This is a genomic window from Phormidium sp. FACHB-592, assembly GCF_014695795.1.
Taxonomy (GTDB): Bacteria; Cyanobacteriota; Cyanobacteriia; order Leptolyngbyales; family Leptolyngbyaceae; genus Stenomitos.
On record NZ_JACJOZ010000074.1, the window covers coordinates 88,146 to 112,773 of the forward strand.

At 50.0% G+C, this 24,628-nt stretch carries 20 protein-coding genes; 9 read left to right on the forward strand and 11 right to left on the reverse strand.

Going from position 1 to position 24,628, the window contains the following annotated elements:
- Window positions 1-38: 38 nt before the first annotated feature.
- Window positions 39-1,499 (forward strand): TM0106 family RecB-like putative nuclease, encoded by a 1,461-nt coding sequence (locus H6F86_RS19295; RefSeq protein ID WP_190450327.1) that lies wholly within the window; start codon window positions 39-41, stop codon window positions 1,497-1,499.
- 153 nt (window positions 1,500-1,652) lie between these two features.
- Here H6F86_RS19295 and H6F86_RS19300 read toward each other — a convergent pair whose 3' ends face one another.
- The 3 genes from H6F86_RS19300 to H6F86_RS19310 all read right to left on the reverse strand — a co-directional run bounded on the left by H6F86_RS19300 (window position 1,653) and on the right by H6F86_RS19310 (window position 7,188).
- Window positions 1,653-1,979, reverse strand: a complete 327-nt coding sequence (locus H6F86_RS19300; RefSeq protein ID WP_190450328.1) for a hypothetical protein — start codon at window positions 1,977-1,979, stop codon at window positions 1,653-1,655.
- A gap of 334 nt (window positions 1,980-2,313) precedes the next feature.
- Window positions 2,314-3,273 (reverse strand): orange carotenoid-binding protein, encoded by a 960-nt coding sequence (locus tag H6F86_RS19305; RefSeq protein ID WP_190450329.1) that lies wholly within the window; start codon window positions 3,271-3,273, stop codon window positions 2,314-2,316.
- 255 nt (window positions 3,274-3,528) lie between these two features.
- Entirely contained in the window at window positions 3,529-7,188 is a 3,660-nt protein-coding gene (locus H6F86_RS19310) for an NB-ARC domain-containing protein (RefSeq protein ID WP_190450330.1), read from the reverse strand.
- A gap of 614 nt (window positions 7,189-7,802) precedes the next feature.
- On the opposite strand from H6F86_RS19310, the gene H6F86_RS19315 reads away from it, so the two are divergent.
- From H6F86_RS19315 to H6F86_RS19325, 3 genes are all read left to right on the forward strand, one after another.
- Window positions 7,803-8,168: a hypothetical protein gene (locus H6F86_RS19315; protein WP_190450331.1), complete on the forward strand. Its 366-nt coding sequence runs from the start codon at window positions 7,803-7,805 to the stop codon at window positions 8,166-8,168.
- A gap of 199 nt (window positions 8,169-8,367) precedes the next feature.
- A complete protein-coding gene (locus H6F86_RS19320) occupies window positions 8,368-8,592 on the forward strand; it encodes a hypothetical protein (protein ID WP_190450332.1) in 225 nt (74 codons plus the stop codon).
- Between the two features lie 116 nt (window positions 8,593-8,708).
- On the forward strand, window positions 8,709-9,371 hold the full coding sequence (locus tag H6F86_RS19325; protein ID WP_190450333.1) for an SDR family oxidoreductase: 663 nt from the start codon (window positions 8,709-8,711) through the stop codon (window positions 9,369-9,371).
- Window positions 9,372-9,392: 21 nt separating this feature from the next.
- Here H6F86_RS19325 and H6F86_RS19330 read toward each other — a convergent pair whose 3' ends face one another.
- Window positions 9,393-9,944 (reverse strand): hypothetical protein, encoded by a 552-nt coding sequence (locus H6F86_RS19330; RefSeq protein WP_242033601.1) that lies wholly within the window; start codon window positions 9,942-9,944, stop codon window positions 9,393-9,395.
- Between the two features lie 153 nt (window positions 9,945-10,097).
- On the opposite strand from H6F86_RS19330, the gene petN reads away from it, so the two are divergent.
- From petN to H6F86_RS19345, 3 genes are all read left to right on the forward strand, one after another.
- Window positions 10,098-10,187 carry a cytochrome b6-f complex subunit PetN gene (gene petN, locus H6F86_RS19335; protein ID WP_190450334.1) on the forward strand — a complete coding sequence of 30 codons (90 nt, stop codon included), beginning with the start codon at window positions 10,098-10,100 and terminating at the stop codon, window positions 10,185-10,187.
- 45 nt (window positions 10,188-10,232) lie between these two features.
- Window positions 10,233-10,484, forward strand: a complete 252-nt coding sequence (locus H6F86_RS19340) for a hypothetical protein (RefSeq protein WP_190451106.1) — start codon at window positions 10,233-10,235, stop codon at window positions 10,482-10,484.
- Between the two features lie 210 nt (window positions 10,485-10,694).
- Window positions 10,695-11,237 (forward strand): hypothetical protein, encoded by a 543-nt coding sequence (locus H6F86_RS19345; RefSeq protein ID WP_190450335.1) that lies wholly within the window; start codon window positions 10,695-10,697, stop codon window positions 11,235-11,237.
- Between the two features lie 338 nt (window positions 11,238-11,575).
- Here the strand turns inward: H6F86_RS19345 and H6F86_RS19350 are convergent, their stop codons facing one another.
- On the reverse strand, window positions 11,576-11,923 hold the full coding sequence (locus H6F86_RS19350) for a DUF4870 domain-containing protein (RefSeq protein WP_190450336.1): 348 nt from the start codon (window positions 11,921-11,923) through the stop codon (window positions 11,576-11,578).
- Between the two features lie 435 nt (window positions 11,924-12,358).
- Between H6F86_RS19350 and H6F86_RS19355 the strand changes: the two genes are divergently transcribed.
- Together H6F86_RS19355 and H6F86_RS19360 are read left to right on the forward strand one after the other, a co-directional pair.
- Entirely contained in the window at window positions 12,359-15,106 is a 2,748-nt protein-coding gene (locus H6F86_RS19355) for an adenylate/guanylate cyclase domain-containing protein (RefSeq protein WP_190450337.1), read from the forward strand.
- A 133-nt stretch (window positions 15,107-15,239) separates the two neighbouring features.
- Complete coding sequence (locus H6F86_RS19360; protein WP_347240711.1) at window positions 15,240-16,916, forward strand: aldehyde dehydrogenase family protein; 1,677 nt, start codon at window positions 15,240-15,242, stop codon at window positions 16,914-16,916.
- Here the strand turns inward: H6F86_RS19360 and sds are convergent.
- From sds to H6F86_RS32890, 6 genes are all read right to left on the reverse strand, one after another.
- The gene (gene sds / locus H6F86_RS19365) at window positions 16,913-17,884 is read right to left on the reverse strand and encodes a solanesyl diphosphate synthase (protein WP_190450339.1); all 972 of its coding nucleotides are present in this window, start codon (window positions 17,882-17,884) and stop codon (window positions 16,913-16,915) included. The genes H6F86_RS19360 and sds overlap by 4 nt on opposite strands.
- Before the next feature lie 527 nt (window positions 17,885-18,411).
- Entirely contained in the window at window positions 18,412-19,245 is an 834-nt protein-coding gene (murI, locus tag H6F86_RS19370; RefSeq protein WP_347240847.1) for a glutamate racemase, read from the reverse strand.
- 191 nt (window positions 19,246-19,436) lie between these two features.
- Window positions 19,437-21,266, reverse strand: coding sequence for an N-acetylmuramoyl-L-alanine amidase (locus H6F86_RS19375; RefSeq protein ID WP_190450341.1), 1,830 nt, complete (start codon window positions 21,264-21,266; stop codon window positions 19,437-19,439).
- 649 nt (window positions 21,267-21,915) lie between these two features.
- Complete coding sequence (locus H6F86_RS19380) at window positions 21,916-23,397, reverse strand: cation:proton antiporter (RefSeq protein WP_242033602.1); 1,482 nt, start codon at window positions 23,395-23,397, stop codon at window positions 21,916-21,918.
- 171 nt (window positions 23,398-23,568) lie between these two features.
- Complete coding sequence (locus tag H6F86_RS19385; RefSeq protein WP_190450342.1) at window positions 23,569-24,381, reverse strand: carbon-nitrogen hydrolase family protein; 813 nt, start codon at window positions 24,379-24,381, stop codon at window positions 23,569-23,571.
- 107 nt (window positions 24,382-24,488) lie between these two features.
- Window positions 24,489-24,623 (reverse strand): hypothetical protein, encoded by a 135-nt coding sequence (locus H6F86_RS32890; protein ID WP_277881195.1) that lies wholly within the window; start codon window positions 24,621-24,623, stop codon window positions 24,489-24,491.
- Window positions 24,624-24,628: the final 5 nt, after the last annotated feature.

Consider the following 24,628-nt stretch of genomic DNA (forward strand, 5'->3'; position numbering starts at 1 on the left):
TTAGAGTCAATTTGAACATTTCCTGTTAGCTTACAAGAATGTTACTTACTGCCGAACTGTTACTTAACTATCAGCGCTGTAGCCGACGAGCGTTCTTAGACTTGTATGGGGATCGCAGCCAACGTGATCCACCCAGCGATTATTTGCTGAAGCTGCTGCAAGACAGTCAGACGAACCAGCGATCGCTGCTTGCTGATCAGGATGCCCGTCAGCCCAGCTATGCACCGAGAGACTGGAAGGCTGGAGCAGCGGCAACCCTGGCAATGATGCAGCAGGGTGTAGAACGCATCCATCAGGGTGTCTTAATTGCAGAAGGCACGCATGGCGTAACGCTGGTAAGCAATCCTGATCTACTGGTGAAGCAACCAGGGCAGTCTCATTTTGGCGACTGGTTGTATGCACCCACCGAGATTAAATTAGGCAAACGTCCCAAGCTGGAATATCAGATTGTAACGGCGTTTCATATGCTGGTGCTGGCGCAGGTGCAAGGAGCATGGCCCGAAACAGCATGGCTGCTGCTGCGGGAACGAGGCGCTTACTCGGTCGATCTATGGGAAATGCTGCCTCGTATGCAGGCGATCGTTGATGAATGCATTCAGGTAATGCTTCAAACGGAAGCGCCAGAGGTATTCATTGCCCGAAACCGTTGCAGTCTGTGCCATTGGTTTGGGCACTGCTACGCGATCGCCAAAGCCGAACAGCACCTTTCTCTTCTACCTGGCGTGACACCCAGCCGCTACCTCCAACTTCAGGCGTTGAATGTGACAACGGTAAAAGGGGTTGCGGAAATGAATGCGGCACGCCTTGCACCACTACCAGGCTTTGGCAGTGAAACAGCCCATAAATTAGTGCGTCAGGCGCGATCGACCCTACATAATCGAGCCCTGTTGATTGAGCCGTTAGCCAGTACCATGCTAGCGGAACTGCCAACTGCACCAGTGGAACTTTATTTTGACATTGAAGCCGAGCCAGCGCTGAATTTAGTCTATCTACATGGCGTGCTGGTGGTCGATCGCCAGTCCCAAACCGAACGCTTCTACCCGTTATTGGCAGAACGCCCTGAAGATGAGGGACTTGTGTGGGAGCAGTTTCTCGATTTGGTCTGGCAATATCCCACTGCTCCCGTCTATCACTTTTGCCCGTTTGAAGTGCAGACGGTCGAGCGACTCGCCAAACTCTACGGCACTCCACCACAACGCATACGCCCCTTATTAGCCCGCTTCGTCGATCTGCACGAGCGGGTTACACGTATGGTGACGCTGCCTGTTGAAAGCTATGCGCTGAAGCCGATCGCCCGATGGCTCGGTTTTGACTGGCGTGACCCCAGCGCCAACGGTGCCCAATCGATTTACTGGTATGCTCAGTGGCTTTCAACCGGCGATCGCGCTTATCTCGACGCAATTCTTACCTATAACGAAGACGACTGCCGCGCCACTTATCATGCGAAAGCTTGGCTGGTAAACTTCTTACAGGAGAACTATCAGGCAGAGCTTGCTTAAGCCTTACTAGGCTCACAGCATTACTAAGCGATAGACAATGCAATTGCCCTCTTGAGCAAGACGATCGCCACAACACTCAATGTTAAGCGCAATACGGTTAGATGCCGCTTCACAGTATTCACGCAAAGCGCTGTATCACAGATTTTTAATGTCTTACATTCTTGCTAGAGAACTGATCTTGGCAAGCTTGTCTTGACTTAGCCCTTCTAGCTCACTCAGGTGAAGCCAGCCTTCCTTGACTAACCCAGCAAAGACAAAGGGCAAAGCGGAATATTCGTAGTCGTACTTACCCTCAACCTGGTGCCTTTTAGCGCTCAAAAAGTCATGTAAACGCCAGAGTTCACCTAGCTCTGTGAGTGTACTGGTTTCTTCTTGAACTTGTTTTAGTAGCGCCTCAACTTCTCGCTTATAAGCTTGATCAAAAGCCGTTCGAGCGATCGTTTTTTCAATGTCAGTCCACTCAGCTTCACTTGCTTGCATGACTCAATCTAAAACCTGTGTGATCGTTAAAGGGGATGGAATAATTACGTTTGTTAAGTCGGTCTCAGCACTGCTGTTTAAAGAGCGCTCTCTACAATAGTTGGAAGGATTGAAGCAAAGGAAACCTGAGGAAGGGATTTCCTCAGGTTCTTTAAGTCACGATCCTTAGGAATGAGAATTGATCGCTTGGAATGACGTAGGGCGCAAGCTTAGAGCAAAAATCCCTGAACTGGTTGCAGGAACTTACCTGCTCAAGACTACGCCCGTACAAGTCCATAGCCAATAGGCTTGCAGTCGCTCGATCGCTCACGCTTGACAGCGATCGCTCGTTTACTTAACGAACCAGATTCAAAAGTTCCTTTGGAGACGCTAACAAGTCAATCGCTACGAAGAAGATTTTACCGTCAGGGTTGAGCAAGAACCGCCAAGCCATATTCATGCCTACCGCTGCACCAAACCAGGGGGTTTGAACCTTACCGGTAACTTTCACCTGAAGATAGCCATCATCGGCGGGTTCAGCAACGCCGCGCTCTGGCAGCAGGTTGAGGTTCTGGCACTCTTCCCGGAAAAACCGCATGATCGCTTCTTTGCCAACGATCGGTCGTTGAAAGGGAGGTTGTAAAGCGCCGTCTTCGACAAAGAGCGTAATGAGTTGATCAAAGTCATTGGCATTCAAGTTATTCATGTAGCTCAACACGGTTACGTTGTCGAGACCTTGAATGGTCACTTGAGTCCGCTGAGAGGCTTCCTTAGGCACAACCACAGGTTCAGAAACTCTGGTGTAGCTGCCTAATTTACTGGCATCAAAACCCATATCTACAACAGAGTTCCGTAAGACAGTAATCTGTTGCCCTTGATCCAGGGTTTTAAGGGTTTCCAGAACAGCGGTGGCGTTGGCTGAAAGTTTGTAGCCAGCCGGAATCGGCGCGACAGTGCCTTGCTCCATCCATTCCCCAAGCTGATTCCAGAAGCCGAGCTTAATATTAGGTGACCAAGTGGCGTAGGTGCGGCAGATAGGGGTATCTGCATGATTTGCTAGATCACACATGACCTGAGTCTGTTCCTCAAAGGTCATCTGCTTAATTTGGTTCAGGGTTCCCTCAGCAAACTGCATACTGGCTGCACCGGGGGCTGCCACGGTGACGGTTTTGCCCATCTCTAGAAAAGCAAACCATGTCCATGCCAGTTGATCTTCGGCACTTAGTTGATTAAACCGTGCAGTTAAAGCAGGCACGGCATCAGCCGATAATGTACCGGGAAAAATACTACGGGCGGAATCGATCGTAATTGCCATCGGAGGTCTACCCCACTAAGTTTGTAATTGACCAAAGGTGAAGCAATAGTCTCCGGAGATACAGATTTACTCTCCACTCGTTAAATTATCACGAAATGTTACAGAAAATTAAGTTATGTTGCGATTAAGTTAAAAATTGGCTACGGCAGTGGCTGTAGTGCCTGGGGAGTAAGCACTACAGCACATAATTATTTTTGAGCTAAAAGTTCTTTAAGCGTTGATGCGTTTTCTAGGAAGCTGTTGGGCAATCGCTCCTTACCCATCTAGTTGCGATCGCCCGCTCACTTCCGACTCCACAGCACCCAGTGCTTTCAACGAGGATTTTTGGGCTTCTGTAAGTCCAGTGACGCCTGTAATATCCATGCCCTCATAGATGCGATCGAACTTAAGTTGGCGTAACCGACTACACTTCTGCACATCCCAAAGCTGCACCGAGCCATCTTCACTACCACTGACTAGCAACGTACTATCAGGGCTAAAGGCAACTGACCGAATAGCAGCGGTATGTCCCCAGCGAAGTGTATCTAAGCAAGCTCCTGTGGAAACATCCCATAGCTTTACAGTGGCATCGCCGCTGCCGCTGGCAAGCAGGCGACCATCGGGGCTAAAGGCGATCGCGTACACCTGTTTGGTATGGTCTTTGAGCGTCTGGATGCTGTTGCCAGTAGCAACGTCCCACAGTTTGATGGTCTGATCTTCGCTACCGCTAGCGATGGTGCAACCATCCGGGCTAAAGGCAACCGCCCAAACAATCTCTTCATGGTCTGCCAGCGTTTTCACACACTGTCCTGTTGCCACATCCCACAACTTTACTTTGCTATCAGCACCACCACTGGCAAGGATCTGCCCATCCAGGCTGAATGCTACTGTCCAAACCCAGTGAGTATGTCCTTCCAGTGTTTTGAGACATTGCTCAGTGGTTATATCCCACAGACGAATTGTGCGGTCTTCACTGCTGCTGGCAAGCAAGCGACCATCAGGGCTAAAGGAGACAGTCCAAATCCAGTTAGTGTGTCCCTCTAAGGTCTGACAGCGCTGGCTTTGGCGATCGCTCAGATCCCATAGCCGAATGATGTTATCGCTACCGCCCGTAGCAAGTATGGGTTCAGTGGGGTTGAAGGCGATCGATCGCAGTCGTCCTCTGCTTTTAGGTTCTTGTAGCGTGCCATGCTGATCGTGATGGATATTCCAGAGCCGCACAATATTGTCATCACCAGCACTAGCAGCGGTTTGACCATCTGCACTAAAGGCAACCGCATATACACCTCGCAAGTATCCTTGCAACACATTAAGCAGCTTGCCATTGGTGGCATCCCATAACCGTACTGCCTGATCATCGCTGCTGCTCAAAAGCGTGCGGCTATCCGGGCTAAAGGAAATCGACCAGACCTGGCTAACGTGCCCTGTTAATACTTTCAGGCATTCGCTACTTTGGCTATTCCAGAGCCTAATAGTGCGATCTTCGCCACTGCTAGCAAGAGTTTTGCCGTCAGGGCTAAACCGCACAGCGTAGACTTTTTTGCTGTGCCCTTTAAGGGTTCCAAAGCACTGCCCAGTGTGGATATCCCAGAGTTTAACGGTCTGGTCTTCGCTGCTGCTGGCAAGGATTTGCCCATTGGGACTAAAACGGACTGAGTAGACCTGGCTGGTATGACCAAGCAGCGTTTTGAGGCACTTTCCTTGGCTGTCCCATAGCTTAATGCTGCCATCAGCACTGCTGCTTACCAGGCGATGGGAATCGATCGGATTAAAGGCAACCGACCATACCCAACCAGTATGTTCTTTAAGCGTTACGCGACAGTCACCACTAGCTGCATCCCAAAGTTTAATCGTTTGATCTTCGCTGGCGCTGGCGATCGTCTTTCCGTCTGGGCTAAAGGCAACGCTATACACCTTACTGCCGTGCTGGTTGAGCGTATGCAGACAGACACCTGTTTGCACATCCCAGATTTTGATCCTGTAGTCGGCACTGCCGCTGACCAGTCGCTTACTGTCAGGGCTAAAGGCGAGTGCCCATACCCACGCTGTATGCCCTTTGTAAAGCTGAATTTGCTTGTTGTCCGCTGCCTGCCAAAGCCGAATTTCGCCATCACCAACCCCTGTGGCAAAAAAATTGCCATCGGGACTGTACTGAACAGAGACCAAACTGGCTAAGCCTAAGATTTCGGCAAAGACTGAACCGCTGAGATCGGCATTTGTAAAGCTGGTGTCCTGAAGTTTGACGTTTTTTAAGTAAGCACGCCAGATCGTTAAGGCAGAAAAATCGCGCCCGCTGAGATCAGCCTGAGGGTAACTGCTTTGGATTTGACAGAGTAAATTGATAAGATTGCCGACTGCATAGCCCTTTTTGGCAAATGACTGCCCGCGCAGGCGATCGAAACTACGACGAATCGAGGCTTCGAGATCCGCTTCATACAAATCAAGCAATTTTGTCTTGATTGGTGCAAGAATCTCTTTCTCTTGTGCTTTACGAATATGATCCAGCGCTTCTGCTTTCACGAGAGCGTAGCTGTTGAGAAAGCGCAGCTTTTTCCAGCTTAAAACTGCCTCTTCTGTTTGTTCGAGCAATTGCTCAATTTCAGTTGTAATTTGCTCTATTAGCTGTTCGGTAATGTACTCCATAATTACAGGCAGTTGACCAAGTTTGCCTGAATCAGATTGTCCCGTAATCAGCGATCGACGTGACAATGATTCCACAGCTTCTAGCAAGCGCATGGACGATTCTGGAATGGGAATATCTTGCCTTAAAGCGGCCAAGGAAACAGGGTTACGGTTGATCGCCAACCAATACATCACCCGTTTTTCTAAATTGGAGAGACGCTCAAACTGTTGATCTAGAAGGGCGCGAATGTCTCCATAAACGGCAGTCTCTTGTTTGATTTGCGCTAGAAAGTCAGCGACCGTATTGTTGAAGAGATCATAAATTGTGGTGGCGACAATTTTAAGCGCCAGGGGATTGCCAGAGTAACGATCGACCAGCTCACCAAGTTCGGCATCAGAGCCATCCAACCCTTTATCTTTAAAGATCAAACGTGCTTCTGCCTGGTTCAGTCCATCCAGTTGCAGCACCTTTACAGGAAGATTTTTTCCTTCTAACGCAGCGGCATCCTTTGGCTTTTCGCGACTAGTCAATAGCAAACAGCTTTGATGAGCAGTTTCACCCAGTTTTTTGAACAGGTAGCCATACATTTCGTACCCATCTTTGTACTCGCCTGCGCGATCGTAATCTTTGCCTTCACCACTCCGCAGAATGGATTCCACATTATCGAGAATAATCAGGCAGCGATGCTCTCGCAACACTTGCAATAAACGTAAGATGCGGCTGTTTTCGTCGTCTGGCAAGTCATCAGAGCCACTAGGTAGAAACTTCAGCAGTTCTGCCAGGGTATCGGTAAGGGGTGGCGCGTTGCGGAGCGATCGCCAGATCAAGTATTTGAAATCGTACTGCACTCGTTGGGCAATGCGGGCAGCAAGTGTAGTTTTGCCGATCCCACCAATGCCTAACACAACAACTAACCGGCAGCGATTGGCAGCGCGATTGCTACCAATGGCATCACCGACAATCCACTCATCTAACTCAGTAAGCTCTGCTTCGCGTCCACAAAAATCTTCTACATCGACCGCTTCACCCCAATCCTGATAAATTTCAGACTGAGCAGGTTGCTGCGCTTCGTACTCAACCAGTAGCTTTTGCTTGAGATGGTTCAGCTTCTTATTGCCACCGACTTCAATGCGAAATTTTTTGTAGCTCTCTCCGAGGCGCTTGCGGACTGCCGCTTCACTAATTTCAAGAGTTTTTGCAATCTCGGCACCAGGGCGATCGGCAAGCGCTAGCACAAGTGCCTCTAGCTCTGTATGGGTCACTCCATGCCGGGTTGCCACTTCGGCAATAAAGGTATCAGGGAGAGTGAGCATGAAATCGTACACTCCTAAGGCACACACTTGTCTGTCAGCTATCTCTATGTGATGTCAACTATCTTTGTGTGAGATGCCCGTTATAGCATGAGGGCTAACGTTACTTAAACCGAGGCAAAAAGGTTTTATCATTCTCTCAAAATCAGCACTGCAATCTTTATAAAACTGACACAATAAATTGTGTCAAGCTTCTTTATAGGTTGCATGGTACGCCGATTCTGCATGGATGCTTACAAAACTAGATAGATTAAAAAACGCTTACTGCTAGAAATTAGACATAAAAGCAGCCTTGCTCACTCACGTAAGAAGTTTCTGGACAATTTCAGCGCCACTTTAAGATCTTTGTAACTTTTACTACAAAATGAGTTTTATAGGTTTGTGAGAATGAAGTTATAGTAAAGAAAAATGAGTCATAATCTAAAATATCTCAGTCTGAGAAAGGCTTTTCGCATCTGAGAAATCTGGACTCTTATCTTTTTATTATAGCTTGGTTAACGTTGTGTGAGAGTGACGATGCCGTTTCAAACTTGTCTGAAGTCAGGAGCCATACCACAAACGTGGAGGTTGCTCCAGTTAACTCGATTCTGCCCTCTATCGACATTAAGGACTCTGCTATGCCCCCAACGATTGCAAAATTTTTGACTGGCGCGGATGCAATTCAACTCTTTGTCGGACTTGCGCCACAGCCTCTAACGTTGGAACAGAACGATCGCCGCTCACCAACGAAACCGACCGCGCACTCAACGCTGGTTGCCTTACCGTTTGTTTTTTCTCACACAACCTTCCGTCTGATCGAAATGTTGTCTGTAACCCAGCATGGCGAATTTTTAACCAGTAGCCGAAAGGGCAAGTTTCAAACGTTTGTAGAGGTAGGGGGACACGTTTGCCAGCGGCAATGTCTCAGCGATACGGAATTGCAGGCGGTACAGCAACTCTATCAACAGATCGAACAACAACTGGGGCACTGGCGATCTCACTAGCATCCCTCAGTGTTTGCAGTTAAGAAAACCCTTTCTGGCGCGATTGTACAGGCTAGAACCCCTGCGTGCTGAAAGACAACAACCCATTTACGCAACCATTGCGTCTGGCTCTAAGCGGCTTGAAGTCCACAGTCAGCGAAGTGACGATCACTTGCTGGCTTTTTTTGGTTTAAAAATATCGATTAGGAGAGCAACGGTCATGAATCTCGATGCCTTTCGACCCAAACCCATCCGACATTTACCACAACGAGTTGCCGCCCGACTAGAAGTCTGTGATACAGGGCTATTGCGAGTCGCCTACGGCGGTACGTCTTGGCGTTTCAAGCTTCTGGTCTCAGTCGGGCAGGTCATTCAGCTAACGCCTGGTCAGACAGTCACAATCATTGGTGTAGAAGATACCTTAACCTTGATTGTTGAGGTTTGAGGGACTTCAATGCCTCCTTTGTTTGCTTAGATCCCCGGCTTTGTTAAAAAGTCAGGGATCTGGGTAATCGAGTAAACTTTGGTGAAAGTGTCGGTTTATAAGGATAGAAGCCAGCTATGACGAAAATCTTTTTGGCAGGAGCAAGCCGAGGCGTAGGGCGGGAAATTGCAAAAAGCCTTATCACCCAAGGAAACCACGTTGTTGCACTGCTGCGATCGGAGTCTGCCCGTCCAGATTTGGAAGCACTGGGTATTACCGTGGCAATTGGCGATGCACTGGATGCTGACGCGATCGCGTCTCTGGTAGCTAAACAGCCTTTTGATGCGATCATCAGCACCTTGGGCGGCAAGCCAACGGACGGCGAGCGGGCTGACTTTAAAGGCAACCGCAATTTAATTGATGCCGCTGTTAAGGCTGGCGTGAAGCGGTTTATTCTAGTGTCGTCAATTGGCACAGGCGACAGTGCTGCGGCCTTACCACCACAGGCGCTCGAAACCTTGGGTGCTGTCCTGGCAGAAAAAGAACAGGCAGAAAACCACCTTACTGCCAGTGGCTTAACTTATACAATCATTCGTCCCGGTGGGTTGAAATCGGAGCCACCCAAAGGGAGTGCGGTGCTAACCGAAAATCCTAATATTGCTGGCTCCATTCATCGTGCGGATGTCGCGCATCTGGTTGTTAGTGCTCTCACATCTGATCGCGCCAACAACAAGATTTTGTCAGCCGTCGATCGTACGATGCTGTTTGGTCAGCCAGAATTTGAAGACTTTGCGCTGTAAGAGATTGAGCACTCATCTGCTTCATCGCTTGTTGGAGTTGAGTGCCCCAAAGGGCTTCAGCCACCCGTCGGCAAGGGCGCTATCTAGCACAAGACGAGTCCCTGCAAACAGTAAGAGGCTTTCTGCGCCCAGGAGAACTAGCGGCAGCAGAGCACTTGGTAAAAGGGCGATCGACTCATGCAGCGTCCCTTCCATCAGTGCCAGTCCACGCACCAGCCCAAACGCTAGCACAGCACCAGATTTGAGGTGTGGATTCTGGTCTTGTCGGATGATATAGCGGTAGGTAATACCAAAGAGGAAGCCAGAGAGAGCCGCGATCGCGCCACCAATCAGCAGCCTTAAGCTATCTGCGCTAGGCGACCATGCTGCAAACTGGGCAAAACGGAGCGACAACCACCCCTGCGCCAGTACCAGCGCACCAAAAATCACACTAGCTGTCAGCGCTCCTATCAGTCCGGCTTTGACCGATTCTAGCCGTTCAGCCAGCGGAGTTTCGGTTGACACAGAGGTAGTGGCGCTTAAGGGCGCGATCGCTGTTTCGGTTAATTCATCGCGTTCCATCCGTGCAGTCATGGGGCAGCTTTGCAAGTTCCAGAAATTTGATTCTAAAGCGAAACGTCCACCCCTGTCTGTTGCCCATCAGCTAATATCTCTCTGCTACACCGTGCCTAGAGGTACCCCTTTGCACTATGATCAGCGTTGACGTTGTTTTGTAGTGCTACGGTCATGGATATTGTGACGTTGGGTTGGGTTTCTTTGTTGGTAGTATTTACATTCTCTATCTCGCTCGTCGTCTGGGGTCGCAACGGCTTCTAGTGTGACGTTGTTAGTATGGCAGAACGATAGGTTGGTAACTCGAGCGTGGAAACTACTGCTTTTAATGTTCTCGTTCTAATAACCTTTGGGCTGCTGGTCATTATCAGTGGTGGTGTTGGTTATCTCACTTTTGCAGAATGGCGCGATCGCCGTCGTCGTGAACAGGATCTTCGTGGCGATCGACCCATTCGCAGCAGCACAAATAAAGTGGATAGTGCGCGCAGTGCTGATTCAGCTCGCAAAGTGAAAAGTAGCAAAACCAAAAGTAGCGCCAAGAAGAGTAGCGCTAAGAAGTAATTTGTGAATCCAAGTAATGACCACTAGCGATCGCTGCTTTGAAAGCGGGAGCAAGCTTTTCATAGGATTTCATAGGATACAATCCGTGGCTTAAATCTTTTCTAAACTAAGGAAACTTTGGCAGGTAACAAGTGTTCTGACATCAAGATAGAGAACGGTTACAAGTCAATTTAAGATACCTTAGAAAAACGTCAGCTCTAGTCAGACTGCATGAATACTGAATCGGAGAAACAATTTCCCTGGGTTTCCTTCGGCTTACTGCTTGTTGCCTATGCTTCGCTCGGTTGGTTGTTAGCAAGTCCAGACCTGACTAGTCCGGCATGGCTAGCCTCAGCTTGCTACCAAACGTTTGATCTTGCTAGGGGCACGCTGTCGGCAACAGTGCAGCCGCGAAGTATTTGCCGTCTAATAGTAAAGGAAAATCTTTTCGGGGCAGCACTAGCGTTTGCTTGGATTATTGTTGCGTCGATCGCGTTTCGATCGCCGTTAACCAGCTTTAGCCGTTTCATTGTTCGCTGGTTCAAATCCGACACAGTGGCTTTTTTGTCTCTATGCGTTATTGCAGGAATGCTAACGCTTATTCTATTCTGGCTGAAACTTTTTCTCCACATTACAACGATTTTAGCAAGTGAAGCGTTGGCAAGAATTGACCTGCAAACACTAGGGTTCAGCACAGCTCAAGCTTTCTGGATTCTCGTAATTCTTTCATCCATGGGCTTAGGTCTTGGATGGGTTATGCGTTTAGCTATTTGAAGTCGCGTTAACGCATAAAAAAAGCAGCCGTTTGGCTGCTTAAAGAAATGCATGAGGATACAGCAATCGTAAAATGGTTTAGCCCAAAGCCAAGTACAGTTACGGTATTTGCAACGCCTCAAGAACCAGCATGACTTGAGAGGGCATCATGTGAGGGACACTGTAGAAACCGTCACATTCAATCTCATGCTCATCCTCAAAGCCCCTGAGACTGTCCATAAGCGTTTAACTGTCTCCGTTGCCCTTCAGCACTACACCTGGGGGGCAATTTATTTTTTGCGGCAATTTTGCTTGTTGATGCTACCCGTTAAGTGTTCTAGCCAAAACTGTAAAAGTCATTAAAGCAGCCGGAAAATGAATGGATAACGGAATGCTTGGTCAGGCTTGTTGAGGCTGTGAGAGATTGCCCAGAGCGTCAAACCCCAATGCACTAGCCACCAAATGCCCCCAGCTAAACCAAGGGTAATAAACGAGAGCGGCACAAGAATCAAGCCATACAACCACACATTGAAGTGGAAGTTAATGGCTTCTTTAGCGTTGTCCTTCACCACAGGATCATCAGAGACAAACAAAACAGCGATCGGGATGGCTATAGAGATCACTAAGCCACTTAGAAAAATTGACCCATGACTTAGAGCCGACAGCAGCTTACGTTTATCGGGATCGAATACTCCAGGACTTTGCATCTTAACCGTCTCCCGCTAAAGGATATTTGCTTACAATTGACAATATACAGTGATTAAAGTCCACTGAAGTTAGTGAGAACACTACTGAGACAGATGAGATTACCGAAGTGACTGTGTCTGTACCGTTATTTTCTATCTCTTACCTCAACTGCAACCTGTGAGCGCTTTAGTGATCAAAGATGGCTGCTATGGGGCATTCTGACAAGAAGAGCTAGTTAAGCAATACGCATAACGGTAAGCGTCAGTACACACATTCTTATGCCATAGTGCCAGAATCATCCTAGATTTAGAGTGCAGATTATGCAGGCTAAAGTAGTTTTAAGGTCAACCTGCGTGACCACTACATTAGCCCTTTGACTGCGGCATTGGCACATAGTCCTTTTAGAGGCTTGTACTTGTATAGACGCTTTGACTCTCAATCCTTAGTTGGTGCTTATGAACGCTAGATCGCCGCATCTGCCTGATCCCAATCCTAGAGACATCACGATTGACGTTGCACACCGAGAGGTGGAAATTGTCTCAATGACGCCCGATGCGCTTAACAAAAGCGTCACTAGCCGTCAAGCAGGTAGCGATCGCAGCCACATTGAAGCAGCTCAGGTCGAATCAGTGTATGCCGAGCCTGCGCCGCATCGTGGCAACCATTCATTAGAGCTATTAGAAACAGGACAGAAACACTCACCAGGAGGGTCGCTTGTCACAGGTAAGCGTAGCTTTGGTGCTTTTCTAGCTCCTCTGACAAAGGACAGATTTAAAGAAGTAGTTAACGATGTCGAGCAAAAGCTCCAGGTCGTACATCAAACCCTGTCCATGCTGGACAATTTGCTTGATGCACAAGGGTTTGACGCGATTTTAGAGGAGATGCTGCGCTCTATTACGCTCAAAACGAGTGAGCTACTGAACGCTGATCGCGCCACGATTTACTTGCTCGACGAAGACAAAAACGAGCTTTGGGCGATCGTGGCAAAAGACGAACGGGGCAACAATCTAGAGCTACGACTTCCTGCCACAGTAGGGATCGCTGGTGAAGTCGCCACCAAGTTGGAAGTTGTGAATATTCCCTACGACTTCTACGACGATCATCGTTCTGAAGCAGCGCGGAGGTTTGATGAAAAGAACCACTACCGCACCTACACAATGCTAGCAATGCCGTTGTTGGATGAGACTGGTAAGCTGGTTGCGGTTGTGCAGTTGATCAACAAGCTGAAGCAAGACCTTGATCCCTATGCGTCGTTAGATGAAAAAATCGATCGCGATGGTTTTACCTACAAAGACGAGCAGGTGTTTGAAGAATTTGCGCCTTCGATTCGGCTGATTATTGAATCATCGCGCTCGTTCTACAAAGCGACACAGCAACAACGTGCAGCTTCCGCCTTAATGAAGGCAACCAAATCTCTTAGCCAGAGCAGTCTCGATCTCCAGGAAACCTTGAAAAAGGTGATGGATGAAGCGCAAGAACTGATGCAGGCAGACCGCAGTACTCTATGGCTCATAGACCGCGATCGTGACCAGCTTTGGACGAAAATCCCAATTAACGGTGTGCTTCAGGAACTCCGTATTCCTATGGGTGCAGGTTTTGCTGGACAGGTGGCAACTACAGGTGAGCCTGTCATTATCCCCTTCGACCTGTACGATGATCCCAACTCCCAAACGTCGAAAGATACTGACAAAAAAACAGGCTACCGAACGTGCAGCATCCTCTGTATGCCCGTCTTTAACGCTAACAGCGAACTAATTGGCGTAACGCAGCTTATCAACAAGAAAAAGCAGGGCGACTATCCTGCCTATGACCCTGCCAATTACCCCGAAGCACCAGACTGCTGGAGAGCAAGCTTTAACCGTAACGATCAGGAGTTTATGCAGGCATTTAACATCCAGGCGGGTGTCGCTCTGCAAAATGCCAAATTGTTTGAGACGGTCAAGCAGCAAGAGCAGATGCAGCGAGACATTCTGCGATCGCTCAGCAACGGGGTCATCTCGACCGACAAAAAGGGCAACATTATCGCCGCGAATGAAAGTGCCAAAAAACTACTTGGACTCAGCGAGGGCGACACCCTTGAAGGCAAAGTCGTTAGTGACCTTATTAAGCTCGATAAAGCTGACTTTACCAAATGGTTTGCGACGGGGTTGAGTGGCAAAGACGAAAAGAGCCGTCAGCAATACTACCCCGACCAGCTTTTGCACCCTTACAAGGGTGACGAGCAACACAGCATTAATATCTCGATCAACACGATCGCTGATGCCAAAGATGCGGCGACGGTATCGGGTGCATTGGTGGTGATGGATGACATTAGCGATGAAAAACGGCTCAAAAGCACGATGTATCGCTACATGACTCAAGAGCTAGCCGAACAGCTTCTCGAAAATCCTGATGCAGCAAAAATGGGCGGCGATCGCAAAGATGTCACTGTCCTCTTTTCCGACATCCGCAGCTACACCACTCTGACTGAAACGCTGGAAGCCGAAGCTGTCGTCGAAATGCTCAACAAGTACTTCGAGTCGATGGTGGATGCAGTCTTTCAACACAAGGGCACCCTCGACAAATACATTGGCGATGCCATTATGGCTGTGTTTGGCTCACCGCTGCCGCTGGATGACCATGCCTGGATGGCAGTACAAACCGCGATCGAAATGCGTCGTCGCCTGACACTCTTTAATGCCGATCGCCTTGCTGAGAACCAACCACCGATCAAAATCGGCATTGGTATCAATTCTGATAGCGTCATCAGTGGCAATATTGGCTCTAGTAAGCGGATGGAGTTCACCGCGATCGGCGATGGTGTTAACTTGGGATCGCGGCTTGAAAGCGCCAGTAAGCAATATGGCATTGATATTGTAATTAGCGAGAACACATTCAAACCCTGTGCCGATCGCATCTGGACGCGCGAACTTGATTACATCAAAGTCAAAGGCAAAAATCGCCCTGTCGCCGTCTACGAATTAGTAGGGCTACAATCAGAGCCTATCCCTGACGCTAAAAAACGTATTATTGAGTATTACGGCACTGGGCTAAAGCACTACCGCGATCGCAAATTCCCCCTGGCAATGGGTGCCTTTGGTATGGTGCTGGAGATCGACAAAGACGACAAATCTGCCAACCTGCATCTGGAACGCTGCCAGCACTGGCTCAAAAATCCGCCACCAGAGGAGTGGGATGGGTCGTGGATGATGACAGAGAAGTGAGGATGAGGTCTAAAGGATGAAGAATGAGGCGTGTTGAGTTTTACCCTACTCCCGATTCCTCACTCTCTACTCCCGAGGTTTTGAATGGTTTTGTCGCTGTAACTGCTAATCCCGCTAGGCGCAGGTTATGTCAGTGACCGCTACAACATTTGAGCAGGCAGATGCGATCGCTGCTCGTCTTACTGAGCGTAAGGATCGCTGGTTGCACGTTAGTATTCCTGATCGTATTCTTTGTCTGCAACGCTGCCTGGAGGATGTGAAAGCAGTAGCACCAGCGTGGGCGGCGGCGGCGTGCCGTGCCAAAGGTATTGATCCAGCAGCAATGTTAGCTGGAGAAGAATGGTTTGTTGGACCGATCGCAACGATGGCGTATCTACGCTCGTTGATGACGGCTCTAAAGGCAAACGGGCAACCGCCACCCGTACAGCAGCACTTGCGAAACGGGCAATGGGTCGCGCAGGTCTTTCCCGACAATGTGATCGATCGTTTGCTGTGGCTTGGCTTTAGGGGAGAGGTATGGCTACAACCGGGACAACTGCCAACACAAGGATTAGTGTATCGGCAAAAGCTAACTGCTGGCACCCTGGCGCTGGTACTGGGAGCAGGCAATGTATCATCAATCGCACCGCTTGATGCCCTTTACAAGCTGTTTGCTGAAGATGCTGTCGTCTTACTCAAAATGAATCCTGTGAACGAGTACATGGGAGTCATTCTAGAAACGGCGTTTCAATCATTGCGGCAGGATGGTTTCCTTGAAATTGTTTATGGAGGAGCCGAGTTGGGTTGCCATCTTTGTCAGCATCCGCTGGTTCAAACCATTCACATTACAGGGTCACACCACACCCATGACGCGATCGTCTGGGGCGCGACACCCGTTGAGCAGTCACAGCGCAAGGCAGCACAACAACCGTTACTGACGAAACCGATCACCTCTGAGCTGGGTTGTGTCACTCCGGTGATTGTTATCCCAGGTGTCTGGTCAGAGGCAGATCTGGCGTTTCAAGCACGACACATAGCCGGTATGGTGACTCACAACGCTAGCTTCAACTGTGCCGCAGCAAAGGTCGTTATCACAGCCAGTAATTGGGCACAACGAGACGCTTTTTGGTCGCAGTTGCGGCAAGAGTTAGCTCAAACGCCAACACGAGTGGCTTACTATCCCGGTGCACAAGAGCGTTATCAAGCGTTTTTAGCACAGTATCCGCAGGCGATCGTGCTTAAGCCTTCGGATGAGCCGATGGACAACGCTGTTATTCCGTGGACGGTCATTCCAGGGATACCAGCTAATGCCGGGGAGTATGCGCTTACCCAAGAGGCGTTTTGTGGAGTGCTGGCAGACGTAAGCCTGGATGCCGCCAACACAGGAGTCTTCTTGACGCAGGCAGTTGACTTTGTGAATAAGCAGGTCTGGGGCAATTTGTCCTGCACGCTGCTAGTCGATTCGCAAACGCAGGCGAAGTGGAATACTGAAGTTGAGACGGCGATCGACCGACTACGCTATGGCGCGATTGGGGTCAATGTCTGGTCAGGCGTTATTTTTTCGCTGGGTGCCTTACCGTGGGGGGCGTTTCCAGAAAACTCACTAGAGACCATTGCGTCCGGACGTGGAGTCGTACACAATGCGTACCTGTTTGAGCAACCACAAAAAGCAGTGCTACGAGCACCATTTCGGCTTAGACCACTACCACTTTGGTTTCCCCGCCACCCAAATTTATTGCGACTGGCACAGCATTTTACAAATTTACAAGCAACCCTTTCCTGGCGGCACTTTCTCAGAGTAGTACTAGCAGCAGTGCGGGCTAGGGGCTAGTAGAGACGGCTCAGAACATAGTCTGCCAGTTTTACCAAAACCTGCCGTGATTCGGATGGTGGTAGGTTAGACAAATGCTCAATCGCGCTGCGTGTATGCTGAGTTGCTAGCGCTCGCGATTGCTCAATACCCTGACTATCGCGTACCAGCAGTAACGCTTGCTCTAAGTCACCTGCTTGGGCAAATTCGCGCTCAATCAAGGCTTCTAAATAGGGTTTCTCTTTAAGAGCATAAAGGACGGGCGCTGTTAAGTTACCACTTTTCAGGTCAGAGCCGGCTGGTTTGCCTAGCGCGTCTGTCGAACCTGTAAAATCCAGAATGTCATCAATAATTTGGAAGGCTAGCCCAATATGGCGACCATAGTGAAATAAATCCTCTGCAAGCGCTGGGGGAGCCTCACTCAAAGTCGCAGCAGCTTTAGCGCTGTTGGCAAGCAAACTAGCCGTTTTGTAGTAGCTTTTCTCCAAATACTCATCGATTGACAGGCTGGTCGCAAAGCGATTCAGCCCCTGCTGAATTTCACCTTCTGCCAGATCCATAATGACCTGTGACAGCAGTTTGACCACTTCCAGGTTATCCAGATTCGCCAGATACCAGGATGATTGAGCAAATAAGAAATCGCCTGCTAGCACAGCAATCCGGTTGCCAAAGCTACTATGAACAGTTGGCACACCGCGACGCAGTTCTGATTCATCTACAACATCGTCATGAACCAGGCTTGCTGTGTGGATCATCTCAGTGATTTCAGCTAACCGCCGATGGCGAAGCGTAATCTCCTGGTCGAGCATAGTGGCACGCGAAACGAGAAACACGATCGCGGGTCTGACTCGCTTTCCCTTCGCTCCGAAGAGATGCTCGGCGGCGGCGTACAAAACCGGATGGCGTGCCCCGATGAGGTTCTTGAGGTTGTCCGTTAACGCCTGCAAATCTGCTTCGACAGGAGAAAATAAGGAAGTAGCTGAGGTCATGGATGTCCGACTCAGGCGAGATGATAAGATTACGAAACTTTAACTATTCTCCATCTATCTTAAGCTAAACTACCGACCTCTAGAACATAAAACTTCCTTTTTGTCGCGTTTGAGCAAGCTTGTCAGTATGCTCAAACGCTGCTTTCGCAAAAAGCAACCATTTGTCAAAGGGCTTGTGCAGAGAGTCCAACGTCGTGTCAGCATGGGTTATAAGCATTTTGCAGATTAAGCTTTTAGCAGTGCGGCTCAGCCAACGTTCAGTTCCATTCTGCATTACTTGCACTGGAGAAAAACTCGAAGTGCTGTCTCTAACATAGGTAGTTCTCTCATTTTTGAGGTAAGTGTGATTGCTTTGAAAGCTGTGCCTCATTCCCAATACAACGAGGCGATGACAGGTAAGCGGTTTACGGTTGCACAGCACGATCATTTATTGCGTCTACTTAGTAGAGGTTAAACACACTGCCGATGCTGTTTTGAAGCAGTCAGCATTGGCGCGGGAAGTTGCTCATTCAGCGATCGCAAAGGGTTTAATCAATGGCTTCTAAAATAGGCGCTTGAGCAATTAACTGAGCCGGAACGATTGATTCGACGATCGGCGTATAGCCTAACCAGGGTGCTGCCAGTTGGCTAAATGTCTGTGGGGAACCGCTGACACAAAAGCGAGTGGGTGTCGGCAGGCGGAGATTTCTAAGCGCGAGTAAATCTAGCTCTTGAGCCGCAGCAGCAACGACTGAAACGGCAGGATCAACTAGTTTGACGCTGGCTGGCAAGAGCTGACGCAGGATGGGCGCTAAGTAAGGATAGTGGGTACAGCCGTAGACGAGAGTGTCAATTTGCTGCTGAAGAAGTAGTTCGAGGTACGCTTGGGCGATCGCAGTCGTATACGGGTCATGCAGTCGATCAGCTTCGATCAACGGCACAAATTCAGGGCAGCCTACTTCCCACACCTCGGTGTCTGCATTAATTTCAAGAATGGCGCGGCTATAGGCTCGGCTAGCAGCAGTGGCAGGGGTAGCAATGACACCAATGCGGCGCCCCTGTTGCACGGCGGCTCTGGCTCCTGGCAAAATCAGCCCTAACACAGGGACACTAAATTCGGAACGCACCGCTTCCAGCGCCAATGCAGAACTGGTGTTGCACGCCATAATGACCATTTTGGTGCCCTGTTGCTCCATCCAGGTCAGGATTTCCCGGACGTACTGCAAGATTTCGGCGGGCGATCGCTTCCCATAGGGCAACCGCGCTGTATCGCCGAAGTAAATGACTGACTCAGAGGGCAACTGACGATACACTTCGCGCAGCACTGTTAGACCACCGACACCGCTATCAAACAACCCGATGGGGGCAGAACTTTGACCTATGCTGGCTTGGCTATCTGCGAAACGTTTACTTGACACTCCACACACCTCCTACTCATACAAACACTTTAATTGCGGCTAAGCTGGCTAGCTTTTAGTTATTATTCGAAGGCTGCGAGGTAATCCAATTACTAAAGCAGTCACTTATTACGCGCCAAGCCCCAAATTCTCACAAATTCTGTTTTTTGCAAAGTTTAGGAACTACGCCCCAGATACCGCAAGATGCCACGGGCAATCGCCCCTGCCATCTGGTTGCGAAAGTTTGGATCAGCCAGTCTAGCAGCATCATTTCGCCCGGTGACAAAGCCAACTTCTACCAGTACAGACGGCATCGAAGTGCGGCGCAGCACGTAGAAGCGAGATGATCGCACACCCCGGTCTGGGACACCTGTGCCTTCCAACACACTTTGGTGGATCGAGCGTGCTAGATCCAAACCGCTCTGATAGTAGTAGGTTTCCAGACCGTTAACATCTGGTCGACTCAAGCTAATGGCATTAGCATGGATACTCACAAACGCCGTGGCATCAACCCGTTGCGCCAGTTGCACACGAGGCTCCAAGTCAAGATCGCGATCGTCGCTGCGTGTCATGACGACTTGTATGCCCTGCTGTTCAAGAATAGTGGCGACCTTCTGACTAATATCTAGCACAACGCCTTTTTCTTGCAGCCCACCTACGCCGATCGCGCCTGGGTCAGGTCCCCCATGCCCCGGATCGATCACGATAACGGGTCGCCCATTCGTTGCTCTAGGAATGACGGGATTAGGAGGACTTGTTCGGGGCGGTAAGGGGTTAGTGCGAGGCGGCGTAGGGACAGGAATGCTGGCAGTAGAGGGATTGGGCAATGGGGCAACAGACGGGCGATTACGCTGAAGTTGTAGCGCTAACGTTTGCTGGCTCGGCTGATTCAGGTCGTTAATCTGCACGCCAGACGCAGGTGTGATTAGAATAACAGCCGTATTCGCAGTTTCCTGGCGCAGCCGCAGTTGAAGTACAGGGCTAGAAGCCTGAAGCTGCGGTCCCTTAACATTCTTGGCTAGCTGGGCGGCATTAATCGTGACGCGATACGCACCTGTGGTTCGATCCCATCCGGTGGTGTATCGCAACGGCTGATTAGCACGGACAATTAGCTGGGTGTCGTTGTTTTCTAGCGCGACGGATTCGATCGTTGCCAATGTACCCGGACGAGCCGCAGCAGGAAGATTGGCTGACGGACGACTAACGCCACCGGCTGCAACAGGACCGGACGGCAGTAGCACTAAACCACCAGCACTGCTGACGGACGCTTGCCAGTCGGGGCTGGAGCGATCGACACTGAGCGTAATGCGGGCAACAGGCGGTGAGGCTTGCTGTTGGTTAAGCGTAATGCGGTTAACGCCCAGACGGTTGACTAGCAAATCGCGTGTCGCAGCCAGGGCGATGGTTGCGCCCTCTACATCCACTGTAATTTGACCGCGATCGCTGCTCCGGCGCACATCCAGCTTTGGTGAGCCACCATTGGTACGCACGAAAATACCATCTTGCGTGACCCGTACACTCTGTATTTGAGTGCTGCCTGGTATTTGAGTGCTGCCCGTCTGGTTGGTACTGCCAGGCAAGCGGCCAATTGGGGGAGTGGCTACGCCTGTGGATACCAGTTGGGGCGTTGGTAGCTGCACTGTCCACTGACGCGCTGTAATACCTCGAAAACGTACCTGATTGGGGTCGATCGTATAACCAGGAGCCAGTTCTACTACCAGCCGTGCCGAACTACGATCGAACTGCCCCAAACGCACCGAGCGAATAGCACCGCCATAGGACTGCGTAGAGGCAGGACGACCGAGGATAACCCCTGGCAAGTCAATCACCAGACGGGTAGGATCAGAAATTAACTGTGCTTTAGGCTGCACATCTTCATCAGTCGTGAATTCCAACTGATTGTTGGTCGAGTCAAATCGCCAGGATTCTAGCCGCGAGGCTTGCGCTGGAGCCGCAAGGAGCAAGAGAGAAGTAGCAGTGAGCAGAAAATGGGGAAGATGTTTCACGGTGTATCGTCAATTTCTCAAAGAGCTGAACATCAGCCAAGGATTCTTTTCTAACCAATTCTCCTCACACGGGGACGATCGCTTAAATGGGTGCCGATCGCACCTTCAAGGCGGCTGAACAACCAGCAGTCGCGACCTAGGCATTAGGTGACAGTATCTCTACCCAATGAGAGCCAACGACTATCAGCACTGTTCTCAAGCAGTGGCTGATGTTAAGAGCCTTCTATTCAACCATTCCGCTATGCCAAACAACTAATCCGGTTGTTTTTAAGTGGAACCGCCTTACTGCCGTTAGTGGCTAAGCGACGCGTACAGATGCCTGACGCGACGGCAGCGATTTAGTTTCATGTCTAAGGTTTTTCCCATTTATGAGATCCACCAGGCATACCATGACAGTGCTTTGCCATCACACAGTGACACGATCGCCAGTCGTTAACCTCCGTTCTGAATGCTCCACGATGAACAGTTGCGTTTCAAGGCAGTGATCTAAGTTTGTCAACGAAAGTGCCAGCATTTAGCTTTGTGAGCGCGAAAAGCTGTCATCACTAAGCGTTCTGAGCGGTCAGCGATGGGTAGCGGTAACATCTACGACACGAAACGTCTGTAAGAATATAACCGATGTGTGAATTGTGCGATCGGATTTTCTACGCTACTCCGATTTTGGCTCTACATTCTCTAAATCGACCAAACCTGGATTTAAGGTGACAGACGGATTTGTTTGCACTCCCAGAGCTGTAGCAGTAGCCTGATCGGATTGGCTAAACACAACACGCAGCAACGGTGGAGCCATGAAGGTAGTCAAAATCACCATCACAATCACGGCAGCTTCTAAGGGCTTGGAGAGGACACCGCTTTCAGACCCTACTGCGGCAAACACCAGACCCACTTCACCACGAGGAATCATGCCAACGCCGATCGCCAACCGATTGATGCCTGGCATCCCAAAAACGCTGAACCCCGTGATCACCTTCCCAAAAATGGCAACCGCCAGCAAAAAGGTAGCAATGATTAACCCGGCGCGGTTTTCGGGCACCAGCGGATTCAGCACGCTCAAGTCAGTGCGAGCGCCAACAACAACAAAAAAGACGGGCACTAGCATATCGGCGATCGGGAGAACTTTTTCCTCTAGCTCTCGCTGTTTCTCCGTTTCCGCCAATACCAGTCCTGCTGCAAAGGCACCTAAAATCGCTTCTAGCTGAATGACTGCGGCAATATACGCAAGGATGAACGCAAAAATCAGGGAAACCAGTAACAAATGCCCCCGCGTCTTCATCCCATTTACTAACGCCACAAAAAACGGGCTGAGGAAGCGACCGACTAAAATTGAGCCGACTAAAAAGACACCCGCGCTAAAAATCAGGTAAGCCACATTGGCTGGCTCCACCTTGCCATCTCTTGCAAGGCTGGCGACCACTGCTAAAACAATGATGCCCAGCACATCATCCATCACTGCCGCACCGATGATGATCTGACCTTCGGGCGTACTTAGACGCTGCATTTCTGCTAGCACTTTGGCTGTAATGCCGATGCTCGTAGCTGTCAAGGCGGCTCCAGCAAAAATGGCAGGCACGGTTGGAATACCAAAGATCACGATCAGTCCAGCTGTTCCGAGAGCAAACGGAGCCGTAACGCCAACGACTGCCACAACGGTTGCCTGAGGTCCGACCCGCAGCAGTTCCTTCAAATCAGACTGCAAGCCAATCTCGAACAGCAGAATGATCACCCCTACCTCTGACAGAACGGAGATGACCTCACTCTGTGCTTCAAATACAGACGTAAGTGCGGCTGGGCTAAGGTGTGCCGTCATCTGCATCAGGCTCATAATCAGCGAGTGGCTACCGTCTTCGCCCCCCTCTGGAAACACCAGCAGATTCAGTACCGACACCCCAACCACCACACCACCTACCAGCTCTCCCAGCACAGGCGGCAGGTCAATGCGGTTGCACAGTTCCCCACCGATTTTGCTTGCCAAAAAGATAACAACCAGGCTTAACAGCACTCCAGCTAAAACCAGAGAGCCGTTACTCGCCTCCACTTCGCTGGCAACAGCACCCGCCTCCACTGCTGCCAGTAGCGATGTGCCTAACCAGCTAGCCTTGTCGGTTGCGGCTGGAACCATTAACCAAGTCATGCAATCTACCATTGGCTCTGGAAATAATTTTTCCCTCCCAATGTACAGTTTCTATGGCAGAAGGTTAAGTGGTGTAAGTGGCGAAAGGGACGTTGTTTAGTTCGTAAGCCGTTGCCTGAACGGTGGCAGACAAGCGTTTTGCGCTTACATCTTCCGCAACACGGCTAACCTCTAGAGGAAGACCCGATGCTGCAAAGAGGGCATTTGACGACGGACTTGTTCTAACCGAGAGGGTTCGATCGCCGCGATTGCCACGCCCGGTTCATTCCCAGCATCGGCTAGCACCATGCCCCAGGGGTCGATCACCATTGCATGTCCGTGGGTTTGGCGCATGGCGTAGTGTCGTCCCGTTTGAGCGGGAGCCAGAACGTAGCAAGTGTTTTCGATCGCCCGTGCTTGTAGTAGCACCTGCCAATGATCCTTGCCTGTAAACGCCGTAAAGGCAGCAGGAACAAACAACACTTCTGCACCCATTTGCGCGAGATGACGATAAAGCTCTGGAAAGCGGACATCGTAACAAACTGATAGCCCCAGGTTGCCGAGTTCCTTAGACGGATGCATAGGTGGTAGTTGTATACCTGCCAGCACAGTGCCTGATTCCTGATACGTGTTGCCGTCGGGGACGTTGACATCAAACAGATGCACTTTTTCGTATCGCGCCAATTCTGCTCCACTGGGGTCAATGAGCAACGCTGTGTTGTAAACCTTGCCGTTACCGACGGGCACTGGAAAACCGCCGCCTAGTAACGTCACCTGAAAGCGCTGCGCCATCGTTTTGAGAAATTTTTCGCTGGCAGCGGCGATCGTCTCTGCTTGAGCCAGTTTTTCGTGTTCGTCACCCAGAAACGAGAAGTTTTCTGGCAAAGCAACCAGTTCAGCGCCCCGACGCACCGCCAGGTCAATTAATTCTTCTGCCTGAATTAGATTTTTTTCGAGATTAGGCAGGCTGGTCATTTGCACAGCAGCCGCCAGATAGGACTTCATAGGCTCAACTCAAATCGCAGCTAGAAAATGATCGGTTTAAAGCTTACTGGAGTGTAACCGCGTTTGGTCGCGGACGGCTCCAACTGGCACAAAAACCCTACTACTATTTAAAACCAGGTTTGACACAGAATGCTTAGAACTGCCACCTGCACATATCTCTTTACGCGATCGCGCTCTGCCTGCGTCGGGAATTGCTCTGACACCTGTTGAAGCAGTCTGTTGCCACCACACAATGTCATCATTCTGC